Consider the following 15805-nt stretch of genomic DNA (forward strand, 5'->3'; position numbering starts at 1 on the left):
CTTGCGTCTGGCCTTCGTAGGCCTTGTCGGCAACCAACGGACCGAGGCTTAGCGGCAGCTGATGCTCCAGATCGCCTTGAAGCCTTCGCTATCGTCGTTCAGCGCCGCCAGGTTGGTGTCTTCGTTGACGGTGCCGCCTTCGACCATGGCCTCGGCGCGCTCACGCTTTTCCGGGCTGGTGTTGGGGCCAAGCACCTGTTGCTCCTCGATGATGAATTCGTCGCGATCCTGGGCCTCGCACTGCTCCAGTGCGCGTTCCTTTGCCTCTTCCAGGGCTTCCTGGCGATCATCGCCGAGCCCGGTGACGATGTAGTCGGTGCTCTCTTTCTCCATCGAGGCGCTGTCGCTGGCGCAGCCGGCAAGGCCGAGGGCGGCAACGGCGCCGAGGGCAAGCATCATGGGGCGAGTCTTGATCATCATGCGGTCTCTCCTTTTCCGTCTCGGGGATCCCTGTTTCCAGCAGGGATGGGCGCTTGTCACCCGCGCCTTGCTGACCATGCTAACGAATCAGCACAGCAGCACAAGAGTAGCGTACCGGCGACGGGGGGTGTCGCAGACGGGAGACGGCAGGCAAGGGACGGCAAACAAGAGTCGGCAACCAAGAGCCGGTAGATAAGTGACAGCAGACGAGGGGGCGCACGAAGCGGGAGGCAAGAGTCGGTAGACAAGAGCCGGTAGATAAGTGACAGCAGATGAGGGGGCGCACGAAGCAGGAGGCAAGAGTCGGTAGACAAGAGCCGGTAGATAAGCGACAGCAGACGAGGGGCGTACCAAGCGGGAGGCAGGAATCGGTAGATAGGCGACGAGGTGGCGGGACCACCGATCGGCCATCAGTGCCCGTGGGGCAGTGATGGCCGGTCGATGAATCCGCTCAGTGAAGCGCTACAGCAGGAAGATCGTCGCCAGGCCGAGGAAGGACATGAAGCCGATCACGTCGGTGACGGTGGTCAGAATGACCGAGCCGGACAGCGCTGGATCGATGTTCATGCGCTTGAGCACGAGGGGAATCACGATGCCGCAGACCCCGGCGGCCAGCATGTTGATGACCAGGGCGGCGGCGATGATCACGCCGATCGCCACGCTCTTGAACCAGAGCACCGCCAGCACCGCCACCACCAGTGCCCAGACGATACCGTTGAGCAGGGCAATGCCGACCTCCTTGCGCAGCAGCCAGTTGCTGTTGGTCTTGCTGATCTGGCCAAGGGCGAGGCCGCGAATGGCCAGGGTCAGGGTCTGGCTGCCGGCGATGCCGCCCATGCTGGCGACGATCGGCATCAGTACCGCCAGCGCCACCACCTTCTCCAGGGCATCCTCGAACTGACCGATGACCCAGGCGGCGAGAAAGGCGGTCAGCAGGTTGATGCCGAGCCATACCGCACGACGCTTGGCGCTGGGCAACACCGGCGCGAACAGGTCTTCCTCCTCGTCGAGGCCGGCCATGTTCATCAGCGCCTGTTCGGAGTTCTCCTGGATGACGTCGACGATATCGTCGATGACGATACGGCCGATCAACATGCCGTCGTTGTCCACCACCGGGGCCGACGTCAGGTCGTGGGTCTGGAACAGGGTGGCCACGTCGCGGGACTTCATGTCGCCCTGGATGACGTCGACGTCAGCGTCCATCAGCTCCGCCACCGAGGTCTCCTGATCATGGGAAACCAGTCGGGCCAGGGGCAGCACGCCGACGAAGTGGCCGATGCGATCCACTACCATCAGGTTGTCGGTGTTGTCCGGGATCGACTCCTTCCAGCGCAGAAAGCGCTGCACTGTCTCGAGGGTGACGTCGGAGCGCACCCCGATGGCGTCGGTACGCATCAGGCGCCCGGCGCTGTCTTCCTCGAACGACAGGGTCTCCTGCAGACGAGTGCGCTGCATCTCGTCCATGGTGCGCAGCATGTCTTCGGCCACCTGCTTGGGCAGGTCCTCGAACAGCTCGGCCAGGTCGGCGGTGTCCAGGCTTGCCGTGGCGGCGACGATCTCCTCGGGGTCCATGTCCTCGAGCAGGGTGCTGCGCACCTCGTCATGGACGTGCAGCAGAACCTCGCCGTCGTCCTCCGCTGGTACCTGTTCCCATAGCCTGATGCGCTCGCTCAGCGGCAGCGATTCGAGCAGCAGGGCGACCTCGGCGGGTTCGAGATCCTCCAGGGCCTCGGAGACCTCCTGGGGGTTCTCGTCTTCCAGGGCCAGGTGGATGCGCGACAGCTGGCTTTCAAACGTCTCGGTCACTTCTGTCATGGGCCCTCCCGGCATATGTCGCTGACTGACAAGACAACGATCGTGTCCTACGTTGATGGAGTTAGTAGAACACAACTATTTACAAAGAAAAGGAGTGGCGAATGGCTGGATCGAGCGAGGGCTACCACGAACCGGTGGAAGAGTTGACGGCGCAGACCCGGGATTACCATCGCGCCATCGTGTCGTTGATGGAGGAACTGGAGGCAGTCGACTGGTACAACCAGCGAGTTGACGCCTGTCAGGACGAAGATCTACGCAAGATCCTCGAACATAACCGTGATGAGGAAAAGGAGCACGCGGCCATGACCCTGGAGTGGCTGCGCCGCAAGGATCCCGCCATGGACAAGTATCTACGCGAGTTTCTGTTTACCGAAGGGGACATTGGACACTGACGACCTGGGATGAAAGCCCGTTTGGGCAAAACGGCTGAGGTCTGATTCAGGAAGTCGTCGTGGCGTCGCGGCTGCGCTATACTCGCGCCCGGCCGCGCGCCCTCGTCCTTTTTCGCCTCGGAGACGCCATGTACGATCTCGCCCGCTCCCTGTTGTTTCGCCTGGATCCCGAACGGGCCCACGGCCTGTCCTTGACGTCGCTGGACTGGGCGGCGCGCGTGAAGGCGACGCGGTTGCTGGCAGGTGCCCGCGTGGACGATCCGGTCAACGTGATGGGCTTGAGCTTCCCCAACCGTATCGGCCTGGCGGCGGGGCTCGACAAGAACGCCGACCACCTCGACGCCCTGGGGGCGCTGGGCTTCGGCTTCGTCGAGGTCGGCACCGTGACCCCCAGGGCCCAGTCCGGCAACCCCAAGCCCCGGCTGTTCCGCCTGCCCGAGCGTGGCGCCATCATCAATCGCATGGGGTTCAACAACCTCGGCGTGGATCACCTGGTGGAGCAAGTAAAGGCCAGCCGCTACCGCGGGGTGATCGGCATCAATATCGGCAAGAACCTGACCACTTCGGTGGAGGACGCCGGTGACGACTACCTTTACTGCCTGGAGCGGGTTCACGCTCACGCCGACTACGTGGCGGTCAATATCTCGTCACCGAATACTCCGGGGCTACGCAACCTGCAGTTCGGCGACCACCTCGATGAGTTGCTCGGACGCCTGCGCTCGACAGGCACTCGCCTCGATGAACAGAGTGGGCGTCGTGTGCCGCTGGCGGTAAAGATCGCCCCGGACATGGACGAGGAAGAGGTCGTCCTGGTGGCGCGGGCGCTGGCGGACAATGGCATCGACGCGGTGATCGCCACCAACACCACGGTATCCCGTGAAGCGGTGCAAGGGCTTGCGCACGCCGATGAGCAGGGCGGACTGTCGGGTTGCCCGGTGTTCGATGCCTCCAACCTTGTGATCGAGCGGCTGCGCCAGGCGTTGCCCGACATGCCGATCATCGGCGTCGGCGGCGTCGACAGTGGCCAGGCGGCGGTGGCCAAGCGTCAGGCAGGGGCGGATCTGGTGCAGGTGTATTCGGGCTTTATCTACCGCGGACCGGGGCTGGTCCGGGAGTGCGCCAGGGCGCTGGCGTCGGCGCGCTGAAAGGGCGGGCAGCAAAAAGCCCATGGCGTCTTTTGCCATGGGCTTGGCGGGTCTTTCCTTTACCTCGACAGTACTGCGTTATCAGAGCACCATGGGGTTCTTGTGAATGCCGGACACTCCCGTCATGCCCGACCACTGGTCCCCACGACCTTCACGCCAACCGCTCATCCAGTATTCCCGTAGATTGATGTCCTGGCTGGGGCAGTCATCGCGGGATCTACCCGAGAGACCGGCCTTGTAGCCATGTACATAGGCACGCTGGAAGCGATCACGTTTCTGTCGTTTCATGGGTCTACCTCGTGACAAAGGTACCAATCTGACCTGCCCCTGCGGGAAATTCGGGGGATGCAAGCGGCAGGCCCGTGATGCCCAAGCCCTGCGATGTGCAGGCTCTCCCGAGTCGCACGAAATGAAGGCTTGTTGACAGGGACACATGTGTCGTATCTCGTAGCTACCATTCCATTGATAGCGTAAGCCGCTCGGCATTGTCGACTGTTGTTTTGTAACAACCTGTTCACCTTGTCGTCATGAAATGGTTAACCGAATAATGGCTTTCGCAGTCATCATTAATGTAGGAGAAGCAAGTGCCTGAGAAGCTTGACCTTCTGGCAACCTGTCCGCGGGGCATCGAACAACTGTTAGCCGACGAGCTAGTCACATTCGGCTTGACACCGGGCAAGACCACCGTGGCAGGCGTGAACGCCGAGGGCGATCTCGAGGGTGCCTACCGGGCCTGCCTGTGGTCGCGCCTGGCCAACAGGGTCATCCTGTGTCTGTCGCGGACGGAAGGCGTCGAAACGCCGGATGCCCTGCACGATGCCGCCGCCGCCGTCGACTGGCAGCGCCATCTGCCTGCCGGTGCCACCATCGCGGTGGACTTTCATGGTCGTAGTGACGAGATTCGACATACCCGCTTCGGCGCCCAGACGGTCAAGGATGGCGTGGTCGACCGTCTTGGTGCGGCCGGCCAGGCGCGTCCCGATGTCGACGTCCGTAATCCCGACGTGCGCCTGTATGCCCACCTGCACCGTGGCCGCTTGACGCTGGGCATCGACCTGTCCGGCGACAGCCTGCACCGGCGCGGCTATCGTCGCGATACCGGCCACGCCCCGCTCAAGGAAAACCTGGCGGCGGCGCTGCTGGTGCGCGCCGGCTGGCCGGAGTTGGCCAAGCAGGGCGCGCCGCTGGTTGACCCCATGTGTGGCTCGGGCACGCTGTTGATCGAGGCCGCGCTGATGGCCGCCGACATGGCGCCCAACCTGAACCGGGAGCGCTTCGGCTTTGCCCGCTGGGCCGGCCACGACCCGGCGCTGTGGCGCGAGGTCCTGCGCGAGGCCGAGGCCCGGGCGAGCATCGGACGAAAACGCGCGCGCTCGGTGATCTTTGGCTTCGACCAGAGCCCGCCGGCGCTGTCGGCGGCCAAGACCAACGCCATGCGCGCCGGCATCCCGGCGCTGATCCACCTCGATGGCGCCAGCGTGCATCGCCTGGCGCGGCCGCGGGTGCTCGACCCCGAGCTTGCGGGGCTGGTGATCAGCAACCCGCCTTACGGCGAGCGTATCGGCGAGCTGCCGGAGCTGGTGCGGCTCTATTCGGACCTGGGCGAGCGGCTCAAGGCCGACTTCGGTGGCTGGCGCCTGGCGCTGTTCACCGGCAATCCGGACCTTGGCCACCGTCTCGGCATGCGCGCCCACAAGCAGTACGCGCTGAGAAACGGCCCGCTCGAGGCCAAGCTGTTGCTGATCGATATCGCACGCCGCGATGGCCAGAGCCAGAACCAGAACCTGGGCCAGGATCAGAACCGGGATCGGAGCCAGGGTCGCCGCCATGACGCTGAGGCGACGTCGGCGGTCGATGGCCAGGCCAGCCCGGCCACCGGGGTAGGTGAAGGGTCGGCATCCTCCGATACCCAGGCAACATCCACGGCACCTCGTAGCGAGGGCGCCCAGATGTTTGCCAACCGTCTGGAAAAGAACCAGAAGAAGCTGCGCAAGTGGCTCAAGCGCAGCGGCGAGAGCTGCTATCGGCTGTACGACGCCGACATGCCCGAGTATGCCCTGGCCATCGATGTCTACGGCGATCACGTCCACGTTCAGGAGTACGCCGCGCCCAAGTCCATCGACCCGTCCCAGGCCCAGCGGCGTCTGTTCGATGCCCTCGGGGTGATTCCCGAGGTGCTGGAAGTGGACCCCGGCAAGGTGGTGATCAAGCGGCGCAAGCGTCAGCAGGGCAAGTCCCAGTACGAGAAGCAGGGGCGAAGCGGCCAGCGCTTCCAGGTCACCGAAGGTCGCGCGACGCTGTGGGTCAACCTGCGTGACTATCTGGACACAGGGCTGTTTCTCGATCATCGCCCGGTGCGCCGTATGCTCGGCGAGATGGCTGCCGGCAAGCGCTTTCTCAACCTGTTCTGCTACACCGCCACGGCCACGGTGCAGGCAGCGCTCGGCAGCGAGGCCGAGGGCGGCGCCAGTGACAGTGTCAGCGTCGACATGTCCAACACCTACCTGGAGTGGGCGCGGGACAATTTCGCGCTCAACCGGCTCGACCCGTCGCGCCACCGGGTGGTGCGCGACGACTGCCTGCGCTGGCTGGAGACCGCAGGCGGCGAGTTCGACCTGATCTTCATGGACCCGCCGACCTTCTCCAACTCCAAGAAGATGGAAGACACCCTGGATGTCCAGCGGGACCACCCGCGTCTGGTGCGCCTGGCCATGGCTCGGCTGGCACCGGGCGGTACCCTGGTGTTCTCCAACAACCAGCGGCGCTTTCAGATGGATGACGAGCTTGCCGTCGACTTCGAGGTCAAGGACATCTCGCGTCAGACCTTCGATCCTGACTTCAGCCGCCGGCCGGACCTGCACCACTGCTTCCTCATCCGCCATCGGCGGACGTCGTGATGGTGCTGACGCTCTACACCACCCTGGGCTGCCATCTGTGCGAGCAGATGGAAGCCCTGGTGCGTGCCCTTGCCCGGGTGGAGTTCACCATCGAGCGTATCGAGATCAGCGAAGACGACACCCTGCTTCGCCGTTACGGCGAGAGGATCCCGGTGCTGATCGACGCTGAACGTCCCGATGACGTACTGGAGGGGCGGGTGGAGCCCGACGCCGTCGTGCGCTGGCTGGCGACACGCGGGTGGTTGAGCGAGCAAGCGGTCGCTGTGCAAGCCGAAGCGGACTCGGCGAGCCAGGGGAGGGAGGCTCCCGCAGTAACAGCGACCCGGGTGAAAGGACGCCGCGTCTTCGGCAAGCTCTGAACGGGTGCCGGGATGGCTGTAGGATGACTGTAACAAGGGCTATGGCGAGAGCGCCCGTAGTGGTGGCCTCGTCGCCATGGCGGCCACCGCGTTAGCGGCGGGTCGCCAGGGCAGCCGCCAGCTCTCGCTGGTAGGCCTCGAGATGTGAGGTCGGCTCCTCGTCAAGACGCCCCAGTGCCACCGCCAGTTCGAAGAAGCCGGGGCCCGGCAGTTGGGGTGCCTGGCGGCTGACCACCAGGGCGGCGATCAGCGGTCGTTCGGCCGCGACATCCTCGCGCATGGTGATTTCCAGGGCTTCGGCCACCCGGCGAATGGTGCGTGGCGGGGTGAGTCCGAGGGCCTCGGCGGCCTGCTGGTAGGTGATCGGCAGGGCGCTGTCGGGCAGGCTCTCCAGCAGGGCACGCAGTCGGGGGGCCAGGCTGGCAGGGGAGGTGTCCGCCATGCTCAGTGTTCGTCCAGCAGTGACAGTTGCCCCATGGCCTCACGGCCTTCCGGGCTATGGTCGTCGGCTTCCAGGACCTTGGTGAAACCTCGCGATCCGAGGATGGTCTTCTCGTCTTCCAGCCACATCATTGCCTGACCGTAGTCATCGGCCAGCTGATGCTTGAGCCCGCCGAACTGGGTACCGATCTGGCCCCAGGCACGGCTGAAGATCCAGTCGCCGAACATGTCCTGGTGCACGTGCACGAGGACATAGTCATGGTCGGTTTCCCAGCGGACGATCACGGCGACTCCCGTCATATCACTTGGTGGCTACGGAGGGCGGGCGCCGGCTCCGTGTCTGGAAACGCTGATAAAGCCTTTGCAGTGTTTCCATTATGGTTATCATGGGCATTGTAAGCCCTTGAGGCTAATCCACAAATAGCCCGGTTGCATGACCGGGAGCCCGATACCTGCGACCCGGGGAGCCCCATGAAGATTCTTGTCGATGCCAACGTGCCCGCCGCCGATGCCTGCTTTGCGCCGCTTGGCCAGGTCAGCCGTCGGCCGGGGCGCGAGATCGACGCCGACAGCCTGGCCGATGTGGATGCCCTGGTGATTCGCTCGATTACGCGTCTCGACGCCGATTTGATCGAGGCCGCCAAGGCCAAGGGCTCGCCGCTGTCTTTCGTCGGCAGTTGCACCATTGGCACCGACCACGTCGACCAGGCCGCCCTGGCGCGCCATGCCATCACCTTCGCCAGCGCCCCTGGCTGCAATGCCGAGCCGGTGGTGGACTACGTGCTGTCGGCGTTGATGCTGGCCTGCGAGCGTCGTGGTCAGTCGCTGCTCGAGCGTCGCGTGGGTATCGTCGGCGTCGGCAATGTAGGCGGCCGGCTGGCGGCCCGTCTGGCTGCCATGGGCATCGAGCACCGGCTGTGCGACCCGCCAAGGGCAGAGAGAGAAGCCGGCAGCAGAGCCGGTCGCGAGAACGGCCAGGACTTTGTCGAGCTGGACGCCCTGATCGACAGCTGCGACGTGCTGTGCCTGCATACCCCGCTGGTGCGCGAGGGACGCCACGCTACTCGCCACCTGCTCGACGCCCGGCGCATCGAGGCGCTGGCGCCCGGTACGCTGCTGCTCAATGCCGGACGTGGCGACTGCGTCGACGGTCAGGCGCTGAGCCGACGCCTGGCTCGTGGTTATGACCTCACCGCACTGCTCGACGTGTGGGAGGAAGAGCCCTCCATCGACCAGGTACTGGCGCACCAGGTCGCCCTGGCCACGCCCCATATCGCGGGGCATAGCCTGGACGGCAAGCTGCGCGGTACCCATCAGATCCATCAGGCGCTGGTGGCCCATCTGGGGCTGGGGGAAAGGGTTTCCCTCGCTGAGCTGCTGCCCGCTCCCGCGCTGTCACGCCTGGTGCTTGATGGCGGCCTGTCGCCGGAGGAGGCGCTGGCGCTGTGCATGCGGGCGGTGTATGACCCGCGGCGCGATCATGATCGACTGCTGCGAGCCATGGCCGTCGATGACCCGAGCAAGGGTTTTGATCAGTGTCGGGCGAGCTATCCGCTGCGTCGTGAGTTTTCGACCCTGACGCTGGAGCTTGTCGGCCAGGCGCAGGAGCTGGCGCCCCTGCTGTCCGGGGCCGGCTTTCAAGTGGACTGCCGCTGACTCAGACGGCACCGCTGACACAGACGGCACCTGCTGACACAGACGGCACCGCCGCCCAAGTGGTCTTTCCCGACCAGCTGCATGGACACCCCAAGGGCCCGACGCCATGCGCCGGGCCCTTGTCTGTTGTGGCGGACATCCTCTACCGCGACTGCCATCGTGTGTCGCGTCCAAGTCTTGGCGTTGCCTGGGTGTCAGCAGGCTACAGCCCCATGGCCGAAGAGGTGGAACGGCGCGGATCGGCACCGCCGTAGAAGACGCCGTCCTCGATCAGGATCGACTGGGCGGCACCCATGGCCTCCTGCTGGCTGACGGTGTGGCCCATGCTCTCCAGCAGGTCCAGGGTGTCGGGGCTGACGCCCTGTTCGATGCGGATTTCGTCGGGCAGCCACTGATGGTGGATGCGCGGCATGCTGACCGCCGCCTGGATGTTCATGTCGTGGTCGATCACGTTCATCAGCACCTGCAGGGTAGTGGTGATGATGCGCGAGCCACCGGGGCTGCCGGTGATCAGGTAGTTCTTGCCGTCGCGCTTGACGATGGTCGGCGTCATCGACGACAGCATGCGCTTCTCCGGCTCGATCTTGTTGGCTTCGCCGCCGATCAGGCCGTAGGCGTTGGGTACCCCCGGCTTGGCCGAGAAGTCGTCCATCTCGTTGTTGAGCAGGAAGCCGGCGCCGTCGACCACGATGCCCGAACCATAGCTGAAGTTGATGGTGTAGGTGTTGGACACCGCCAGGCCGTTGCCGTCGGCGATCGAGAAGTGGGTGGTTTCATTGGACTCGTAGGGCAGCGGGTTGCCTGGCGCGATATCGGCACTCGGGGTGGCCTGGTCGGCGGCGATATCGCTGCGTAGCTCGGCGGCGTACTCCTCGGAGGTCAGTCCGGCCAGGGGCACCTCGACGAAGTCGGTGTCACCCAGATACTGGGAGCGATCGGCGTAGGCCCGCTTCATCGCCTCTGCCATCAGGTGGATGGTGCGGGCCGAGTTGAAGCCCAGCTCGCCGATATCGTCGTCCTCGAGGATGTTGAGGATCTGCACGATATGGGCGCCACCGGAGGACGGCGGGCTCATCGCGTAGACGTCGTGGCCACGGTAGCTGCCATGCACCGGGTCGCGCACGGTGGCCTCGTAGCTGGCCAGATCCTCCCGTGTCATCAGGCCGTCGTGACGCTCCATCTCGGCGGCGATCAGCTCGGCGGTCTCACCCTCGTAGAACTCACGGGGGCCCTGTTCGGCGATGCGCTTCAAGGTGGCGGCCAGGTCCGGCTGGCGGTAGATGTCGCCGACCTGGTAGCGCGAGCCATCCTCCTTGAAGAACTTGGCGCGGCTGGCCTCCCAGGGCTCGAAGCGTTCGCTGGCGCTGTCGATGCCGTCGACGAAGCGCTGGGGCACGGCGAACCCCTCTTCGGCAAGCTTGATGGCCGGGGCCAGGGTCGCGGCCAGGCTCATGGTGCCGTAGCGCTCCAGCGCCAGTGCCAGCCCTGCCACGGTGCCGGGTACGCCGGCGGCGTTGTGGGTGTAGCGGGACAACTCGGCCACAGCGTCGCCGTTGTCGTCCTGGAACATGGTCTCGTAGGCCGCCTTTGGGGCCTTCTCGCGGTAGTCGATGGCGATGACTTCATCGCTGTTCTCGTCGGAGATCAGCATGAAGCCGCCGCCGCCGATATTGCCCGAACGCGGCTGGGTGACCGCCAGCGCAAAGCCTGCGGTGACGGCGGCGTCCACGGCATTGCCGCCGTTGGCCAGCACCTCTCGGGCCACCTCGGAGGCCAGGAAGTGGCTGGTGGCGACCATGCCGCGGGTGCTGACCTCAGGATGGAAGCGTTCACCTTCCAGGATCGCCTGACTGTCGGCCAGCGCCGAGGTCGAGACGAGACCCAGAGCGAGCCCTAGCGCCGAGCCTGCGATTGCCCCGCGCAGGGAGTAGGAGACTGACATGGCATACCCTCGTGTTTTCGGTAGATCGTTGCAGGCCGCTGGCCGTGCGGCCAGAACGCCTCGTTGTACGCTGCTTAACTATTGTCGTGACGAGGCGTACGCGCAAATGGCGAAGCGATCCTGGGTGTGCCGAGAGGAGTAAGTGCATGCTGGCTCCAACGACAACGCCCCCGCCAGGCAGGGCCTGGCGGGGGCGTTGCGAGCGCATCAAGTGTGCGCTTACTGGCGGTAGGCGGCTTCCTTGAGCGCGCGGATGCGATCATCCAGCGGCGGGTGACTCGCAAACAGCTTTTCCATCAGCTTGCGGGTCTGGCCGGTGGTGATGGCGAAGGCGGTCAGGGTGTCCGGCATCTGGTCGGGCATCTGGGTCTCGGCCTTGAGTCGAGCCAGGGCATTGATCATGGCGCCGGAACCGGCGAGCTTGGCCCCGGCGGCGTCGGCGCGGTACTCGCGGAAGCGCGAGAACCAGGCGGCGATCATCGAGGCCAGAATGCCGAACACGATCTCGGCGACCATGACCACGGCGATGTAGCCAAAGAAGCCAAGGCCCTCGTTGTCGTCACGCCGCAGGAAGCTGTCGACCACCTGGGCGACCACCCGGGCGAAGAACATCACGAAGGTGTTGAGCACGCCCTGAATCAGCGCCAGGGTGACCATGTCGCCGTTGGCGACGTGGCCGATCTCGTGGGCCAGCACCGCCTTGATTTCTTCGGGCTGCATGCGATTGAGCAGACCGGCGGACACCGCGACCAGGGCATCGTTCTTGTTCCAGCCGGTGGCAAAGGCATTGGACTGCTGGGCCGGGAAGATGCCGACCTCCGGGGTCTTGATGTTGGCCTCGCGGGCCAGCTCGGCGACGGTGTCGACCAGCCACTGCTCGGTGGCGTTGGAGGGATTTTCGATGATCACCGTGCCGGTGGAGCGCTTGGCCATCCACTTGGAGATGAACAGCGACACCATGGAACCCGCCATGCCGAACACGAAGCAGAAGATCAGCAGGCTGTTGAAGTTGATGCCCTGGGCGTTGAGGTAGGGCTCCACGCCGAGCAGGCGCAGGGTGATACTCGCCACCAGGATCACCGCCAGGTTGGTGCCCAGGAAGAGCAGGATTCTCATCATTGCCGACATTCTCCGTAAGGAAGGAAACCTGCCGAGCCAATCGGCTCGACGGGAGGAATCAGATGCTTAGATAAGCCCTGGAGCGACAAGTTTCAAGCGCCCGGGCGCGGATGACGCTATCACCGTGCCAGCGTCGAGATAGCGGATTCGATGCTGGCACCCGGCGATGACGTCGGCGTGACCGCTTACTGGCGATAGCGCGAGAGGAAGCGGGCGAAGCGATCCAGGGCGTCGCCGAGCTGATCGGCCCAGGGCAACGTGACGATGCGCACGTGGTCCGGGTCGGGCCAGTTGAAGGCGGTACCCTGGACCAGCAGGATCTTCTCCTGCAGCAGCAGGTCCAGCACCAGTTGCTGGTCGTCCTGGATATTGAAGACCTTGGGGTCCAGGCGCGGAAAGGCGTAGAGCGCGCCCTTGGGCGTGGTGCAGCTGACCCCTGGGATGGCGTTGAGCTTTTCCACCGTGATGTCGCGCTGGGCCAGCAGGCGCCCGCCGGGCAGGATCAGGTCGTTGATCGACTGGTAGCCCCCCAGTGCGGTCTGGATGGCGTGCTGGGCGGGCACATTGGCGCACAGGCGCATCGAGGCCAGCATGGTCAGGCCCTGGATAAAGTCGTTGGCGCGCTGGCGTGCCACCGCCCCGGACAGGGTCATCCAGCCGCTGCGAAAGCCGGCGCAGCGGTAGCTCTTGGACAGACCGTTCATGGTCACCACCAGCTGGTCTTCGCTGGCCAGTGCCCCGGTGGCCACGTGCACGGTGTCGTCGTAGAGGATCTTGTCGTAGATCTCGTCGGAGAACACCACCAGGTTGTGCTCACGGGCGATGTCGAGCAGCTCGCGCAGCACCTCGGGGGGATAGACCGCACCGGTGGGGTTGTTGGGGTTGATGATGACGATGGCGCGGGTGTGGCTGGTCACCTTGGCGCGGATATCGTCCATCGCTGGCGCCCAGTCGGCCTGTTCGTCGCACAGATAGTGCACGCCACGCCCGCCGGACAGGTTCACCGCAGCGGTCCATAGCGGGTAGTCGGGGGCCGGGATCAGCACCTCGTCACCGTCGTTGAGCAGCGCCTGCATGGCCATCACGATCAGCTCGGAGACGCCGTTGCCGATGTAGATGTCCTCGATACCTACGCCAGGGATCTCCTTGCGCTGGCACTCCTGCATGATCGCCTTGCGCGCCGAGTAGAGACCCTTGGAGTCACAGTAGCCCTGGGCGGTGGGTAGATTGCGCATCACGTCCTGCAGGATCTCTTCCGGCGCCTCGAAGCCGAACGGCGCCGGGTTGCCGATATTGAGCTTGAGGATGCGCTGTCCTTCGTCCTCCAGCCGCTTGGCGTGCTCGAGCACGGGCCCGCGGATGTCGTAGCAGACGTTGTCGAGCTTGTGAGACTTGGAAAGGGTGGGCGTGTCCATGGCGCGGGTCTCGCTGGGTCCGTGTGTCCGTGCCCGCCGGGGCGGGAGTGTCGTTGTTGGTGAGTCCTGTCGATGCGTTGCCGGGGCGGCGGTGGCCGGGCGTGCGGCCTAGTCGTCGCTCGCCGCTCCGCCCTGGGCACCCTGGTGAGGTGCTGCCTTCGAGGCGCCTTCTGTGACATCCTGCGAGCCGTTTTCCGAGGCATCGTCTGCGGCGTCGACAGCGGCTTCCTCAGGCGCCGGGATGTCCTCCGGGGTCTCCAGGGTCAGGCGCCCGAGCTTGCCGTCACGCAGTTCGTGCAACAGCACCTCGCTGCCGCGGTGCAGGTCGATCTCGCCACCGGCGCGCAGGCCACCGCGCTTGGCGGCGATCTCGGCGAGGATGGCGTGGCCGTCGAAGCCGGCCAGCGCCATCAGGTCCGGGCGAGCGTCTCCGTCGGCCTCGACCTTGTCGGCGTCGGGATTGGCCTCGTAGGCCGGCAGCGCCTTGAGTTTATAGCGTGCCTTGAGCGCCTCTGGATAGCGTTTGGCCAGCTCGGCGGCGGTGATCAGGGCCACATCGACATAGTCGATGGCGGTATCGCGGATGGCGCCGCTGGCCGCCAGACGATAGGCACTGGCCTGATCCTCTATCTTTGGCCACAGCACGCCCGGGGTGTCGGTCAGCGCCACGCGACCCTGGATGCGTACCTTCTGCTGGCGCTTGGTCACCGCCGGTTCGTTACCGGTCTTGGCGATGGTGCGTCCCGCCAGACCATTGATCAGCGTCGATTTGCCGACATTGGGGATGCCCATCACCATCACCCGCACGTCGCGGTCGGCACGCACCTGGCCAGCCAGTTCATGGCACAGCTTGGGAATGCGCTTGAGCTCGCGGGTATTGGTGGTGGTCACCGCCAGGGCGCGGGTGTCTGGCTGGGCGTCGAAGTGGGCGGTCCAGGCACGGGTACCCTCAGGATCGGCCAGATCGGCTCGGGACAGGATCTTGAGTACCGGCTTGTGGCGGGTCAGGCTCGCCAGCATCGGATTGGCACTGGAATAGGGCAGGCGCGCGTCCAGCACCTCGATGACCACGTCGATTTCCGGCAGCGCCTCGAGAATCTGGCGTCGCGCCTTGTTCATGTGTCCCGGAAACCAGCCCAGCATCTCGTTCTCCTGCCTTCTCTAAAGGGTGTTGCGCAAATGGCTCCCCATCTTATGGAAATGCGAGGCAAATGTCGCGAGCGGTGGATGACAAGGTCGCAGATGATGGAGGGCAGGGTCGCACACGGTGGGAGGCGAGGTCGCAAGGTCCGGGCGACAAGCGCGCCAGGCCCGCCGAAAAACACCTGGCGGCGGGCACAGGGGCTTGCAGCGAGAAGGAAAGGGGCAAGGGGAGAGAGACGTCTGGGGCGTAGGCCAGGGGATGGCGCAACGCCTACTCCCCCTCATGAAAGTCGATGGCCAGCGAGTTGATGCAGAAGCGCTCTCCGGTGCTGGTCGGACCGTCGGGGAACACATGGCCTAGGTGGGCATCGCAGCGATGGCAGGTGACCTCGATGCGGTGCATGCCGTGGCTGGTGTCCTCGTGGCGCTGCACGCTTTCGCAGGACAGCGGGCGGTCGAAGCTGGGCCAGCCGCAGCCAGCGTCGAACTTGTGCTCGTTTTCAAACAAGGGGGCGTTGCAGCACACGCAGTGATAGATGCCGTGCACCTCGGTGATCTGGTAGTCACCGGTAAAGGGACGTTCCGTGCCTTTTTCGCGGGTGACGTGGTACTGCTCCGGGGTAAGCTGCTCTCGCCATTCGGCGTCGGACTTCTCGATCTTCTTGCGCATGGACGGTCTCCCGTGACGTTCGGTCGAGGCTTGCGCATCGTGGTTCGCGTCGATGCGGCACCCACGACTGCATCAAAGTCGCAGCCTCGGTATTCAAGCTAAGACGTTTGCTGCAGTTTGACCAACTCCTGCGTTCCACGATGCAGGGGAGGGTGGCTGAAGCGTCGATGGAGAGCGAATGCGTATAGAAAGAGCCTATATAGAGAAGGGCGCTGAATCGAGCAGGAAATCCTTCAGCCGGGGTTGACACTTTTGAGGGTGCTCAGTAACATACGCGCCACCTCGAGATGAGACGAGGCGGATGCGTCCCATTCGTCTAGTGGTCCAGGACACCGCCCTTTCACGGCGGGAACAGGGGTTCGAACCCCCTATGGGACGCCAGCTCGAATCT

The 15805-nt window shown here is 64.8% G+C and carries 15 protein-coding genes and 1 tRNA gene; 6 read left to right on the forward strand and 10 right to left on the reverse strand.

The annotated features are described in order from the left end of the window. Positions 1–48: 48 nt before the first annotated feature. Together NFG57_RS05915 and mgtE are read right to left on the reverse strand one after the other, a co-directional pair. Positions 49–420: a hypothetical protein gene (locus tag NFG57_RS05915; protein WP_045994896.1), complete on the reverse strand. Its 372-nt coding sequence runs from the start codon at positions 418–420 to the stop codon at positions 49–51. A gap of 462 nt (positions 421–882) precedes the next feature. Continuing rightward, a complete protein-coding gene (mgtE, locus tag NFG57_RS05920) occupies positions 883–2235 on the reverse strand; it encodes a magnesium transporter (RefSeq protein ID WP_045994895.1) in 1353 nt (450 codons plus the stop codon). A 101-nt stretch (positions 2236–2336) separates the two neighbouring features. Here mgtE and NFG57_RS05925 point away from each other — a divergent pair, with 101 nt between their 5' ends. Both NFG57_RS05925 and NFG57_RS05930 read left to right on the forward strand, forming a co-directional pair. Then, positions 2337–2627, forward strand: coding sequence for a ferritin-like domain-containing protein (locus tag NFG57_RS05925; RefSeq protein ID WP_045994894.1), 291 nt, complete (start codon positions 2337–2339; stop codon positions 2625–2627). A 128-nt stretch (positions 2628–2755) separates the two neighbouring features. Beyond that, complete coding sequence (locus tag NFG57_RS05930; protein WP_045994909.1) at positions 2756–3772, forward strand: quinone-dependent dihydroorotate dehydrogenase; 1017 nt, start codon at positions 2756–2758, stop codon at positions 3770–3772. 81 nt (positions 3773–3853) lie between these two features. Here NFG57_RS05930 and rmf read toward each other — a convergent pair whose 3' ends face one another. Beyond that, positions 3854–4060, reverse strand: a complete 207-nt coding sequence (rmf, locus tag NFG57_RS05935) for a ribosome modulation factor (RefSeq protein WP_045994893.1) — start codon at positions 4058–4060, stop codon at positions 3854–3856. Between the two features lie 296 nt (positions 4061–4356). On the opposite strand from rmf, the gene rlmKL reads away from it, so the two are divergent. Together rlmKL and NFG57_RS05945 are read left to right on the forward strand one after the other, a co-directional pair. Beyond that, on the forward strand, positions 4357–6669 hold the full coding sequence (gene rlmKL, locus NFG57_RS05940) for a bifunctional 23S rRNA (guanine(2069)-N(7))-methyltransferase RlmK/23S rRNA (guanine(2445)-N(2))-methyltransferase RlmL (protein ID WP_348815641.1): 2313 nt from the start codon (positions 4357–4359) through the stop codon (positions 6667–6669). Continuing rightward, positions 6669–7028 (forward strand): glutaredoxin family protein, encoded by a 360-nt coding sequence (locus NFG57_RS05945; protein WP_231498503.1) that lies wholly within the window; start codon positions 6669–6671, stop codon positions 7026–7028. Before rlmKL ends, NFG57_RS05945 begins: the two co-directional genes overlap by 1 nt. Positions 7029–7119: 91 nt before the next feature. Here the strand turns inward: NFG57_RS05945 and NFG57_RS05950 are convergent, their stop codons facing one another. Next, positions 7120–7470 (reverse strand): hypothetical protein, encoded by a 351-nt coding sequence (locus NFG57_RS05950; protein ID WP_045994891.1) that lies wholly within the window; start codon positions 7468–7470, stop codon positions 7120–7122. Between the two features lie 2 nt (positions 7471–7472). Then, the gene (locus NFG57_RS05955) at positions 7473–7754 is read right to left on the reverse strand and encodes a hypothetical protein (protein WP_045994908.1); all 282 of its coding nucleotides are present in this window, start codon (positions 7752–7754) and stop codon (positions 7473–7475) included. Positions 7755–7940: 186 nt separating this feature from the next. Here NFG57_RS05955 and pdxB point away from each other — a divergent pair, with 186 nt between their 5' ends. Continuing rightward, a complete protein-coding gene (pdxB, locus tag NFG57_RS05960; protein WP_348815643.1) occupies positions 7941–9125 on the forward strand; it encodes a 4-phosphoerythronate dehydrogenase PdxB in 1185 nt (394 codons plus the stop codon). A gap of 202 nt (positions 9126–9327) precedes the next feature. On the opposite strand, the gene ggt is transcribed toward pdxB, so the two are convergent. The 5 genes from ggt to msrB all read right to left on the reverse strand — a co-directional run bounded on the left by ggt (position 9328) and on the right by msrB (position 15414). Next, complete coding sequence (gene ggt / locus NFG57_RS05965) at positions 9328–11067, reverse strand: gamma-glutamyltransferase (RefSeq protein ID WP_348815644.1); 1740 nt, start codon at positions 11065–11067, stop codon at positions 9328–9330. Positions 11068–11286: 219 nt separating this feature from the next. Continuing rightward, the gene (htpX, locus tag NFG57_RS05970) at positions 11287–12186 is read right to left on the reverse strand and encodes a protease HtpX (RefSeq protein WP_045994888.1); all 900 of its coding nucleotides are present in this window, start codon (positions 12184–12186) and stop codon (positions 11287–11289) included. Between the two features lie 185 nt (positions 12187–12371). Next, a complete protein-coding gene (locus NFG57_RS05975; RefSeq protein ID WP_045994887.1) occupies positions 12372–13601 on the reverse strand; it encodes a pyridoxal phosphate-dependent aminotransferase in 1230 nt (409 codons plus the stop codon). A 108-nt stretch (positions 13602–13709) separates the two neighbouring features. Next, on the reverse strand, positions 13710–14744 hold the full coding sequence (gene ylqF, locus NFG57_RS05980) for a ribosome biogenesis GTPase YlqF (protein ID WP_348815645.1): 1035 nt from the start codon (positions 14742–14744) through the stop codon (positions 13710–13712). A gap of 271 nt (positions 14745–15015) precedes the next feature. Beyond that, positions 15016–15414, reverse strand: coding sequence for a peptide-methionine (R)-S-oxide reductase MsrB (gene msrB, locus NFG57_RS05985; RefSeq protein ID WP_045994885.1), 399 nt, complete (start codon positions 15412–15414; stop codon positions 15016–15018). A gap of 305 nt (positions 15415–15719) precedes the next feature. Here msrB and NFG57_RS05990 point away from each other — a divergent pair. Further along, positions 15720–15795, forward strand: a tRNA-Glu gene (locus NFG57_RS05990). Positions 15796–15805: the final 10 nt, after the last annotated feature.

The sequence above is a fragment of the Halomonas sp. H10-59 genome (genome assembly GCF_040070555.1).
Classification (GTDB): Bacteria; Pseudomonadota; Gammaproteobacteria; order Pseudomonadales; family Halomonadaceae; genus Halomonas; species Halomonas litopenaei.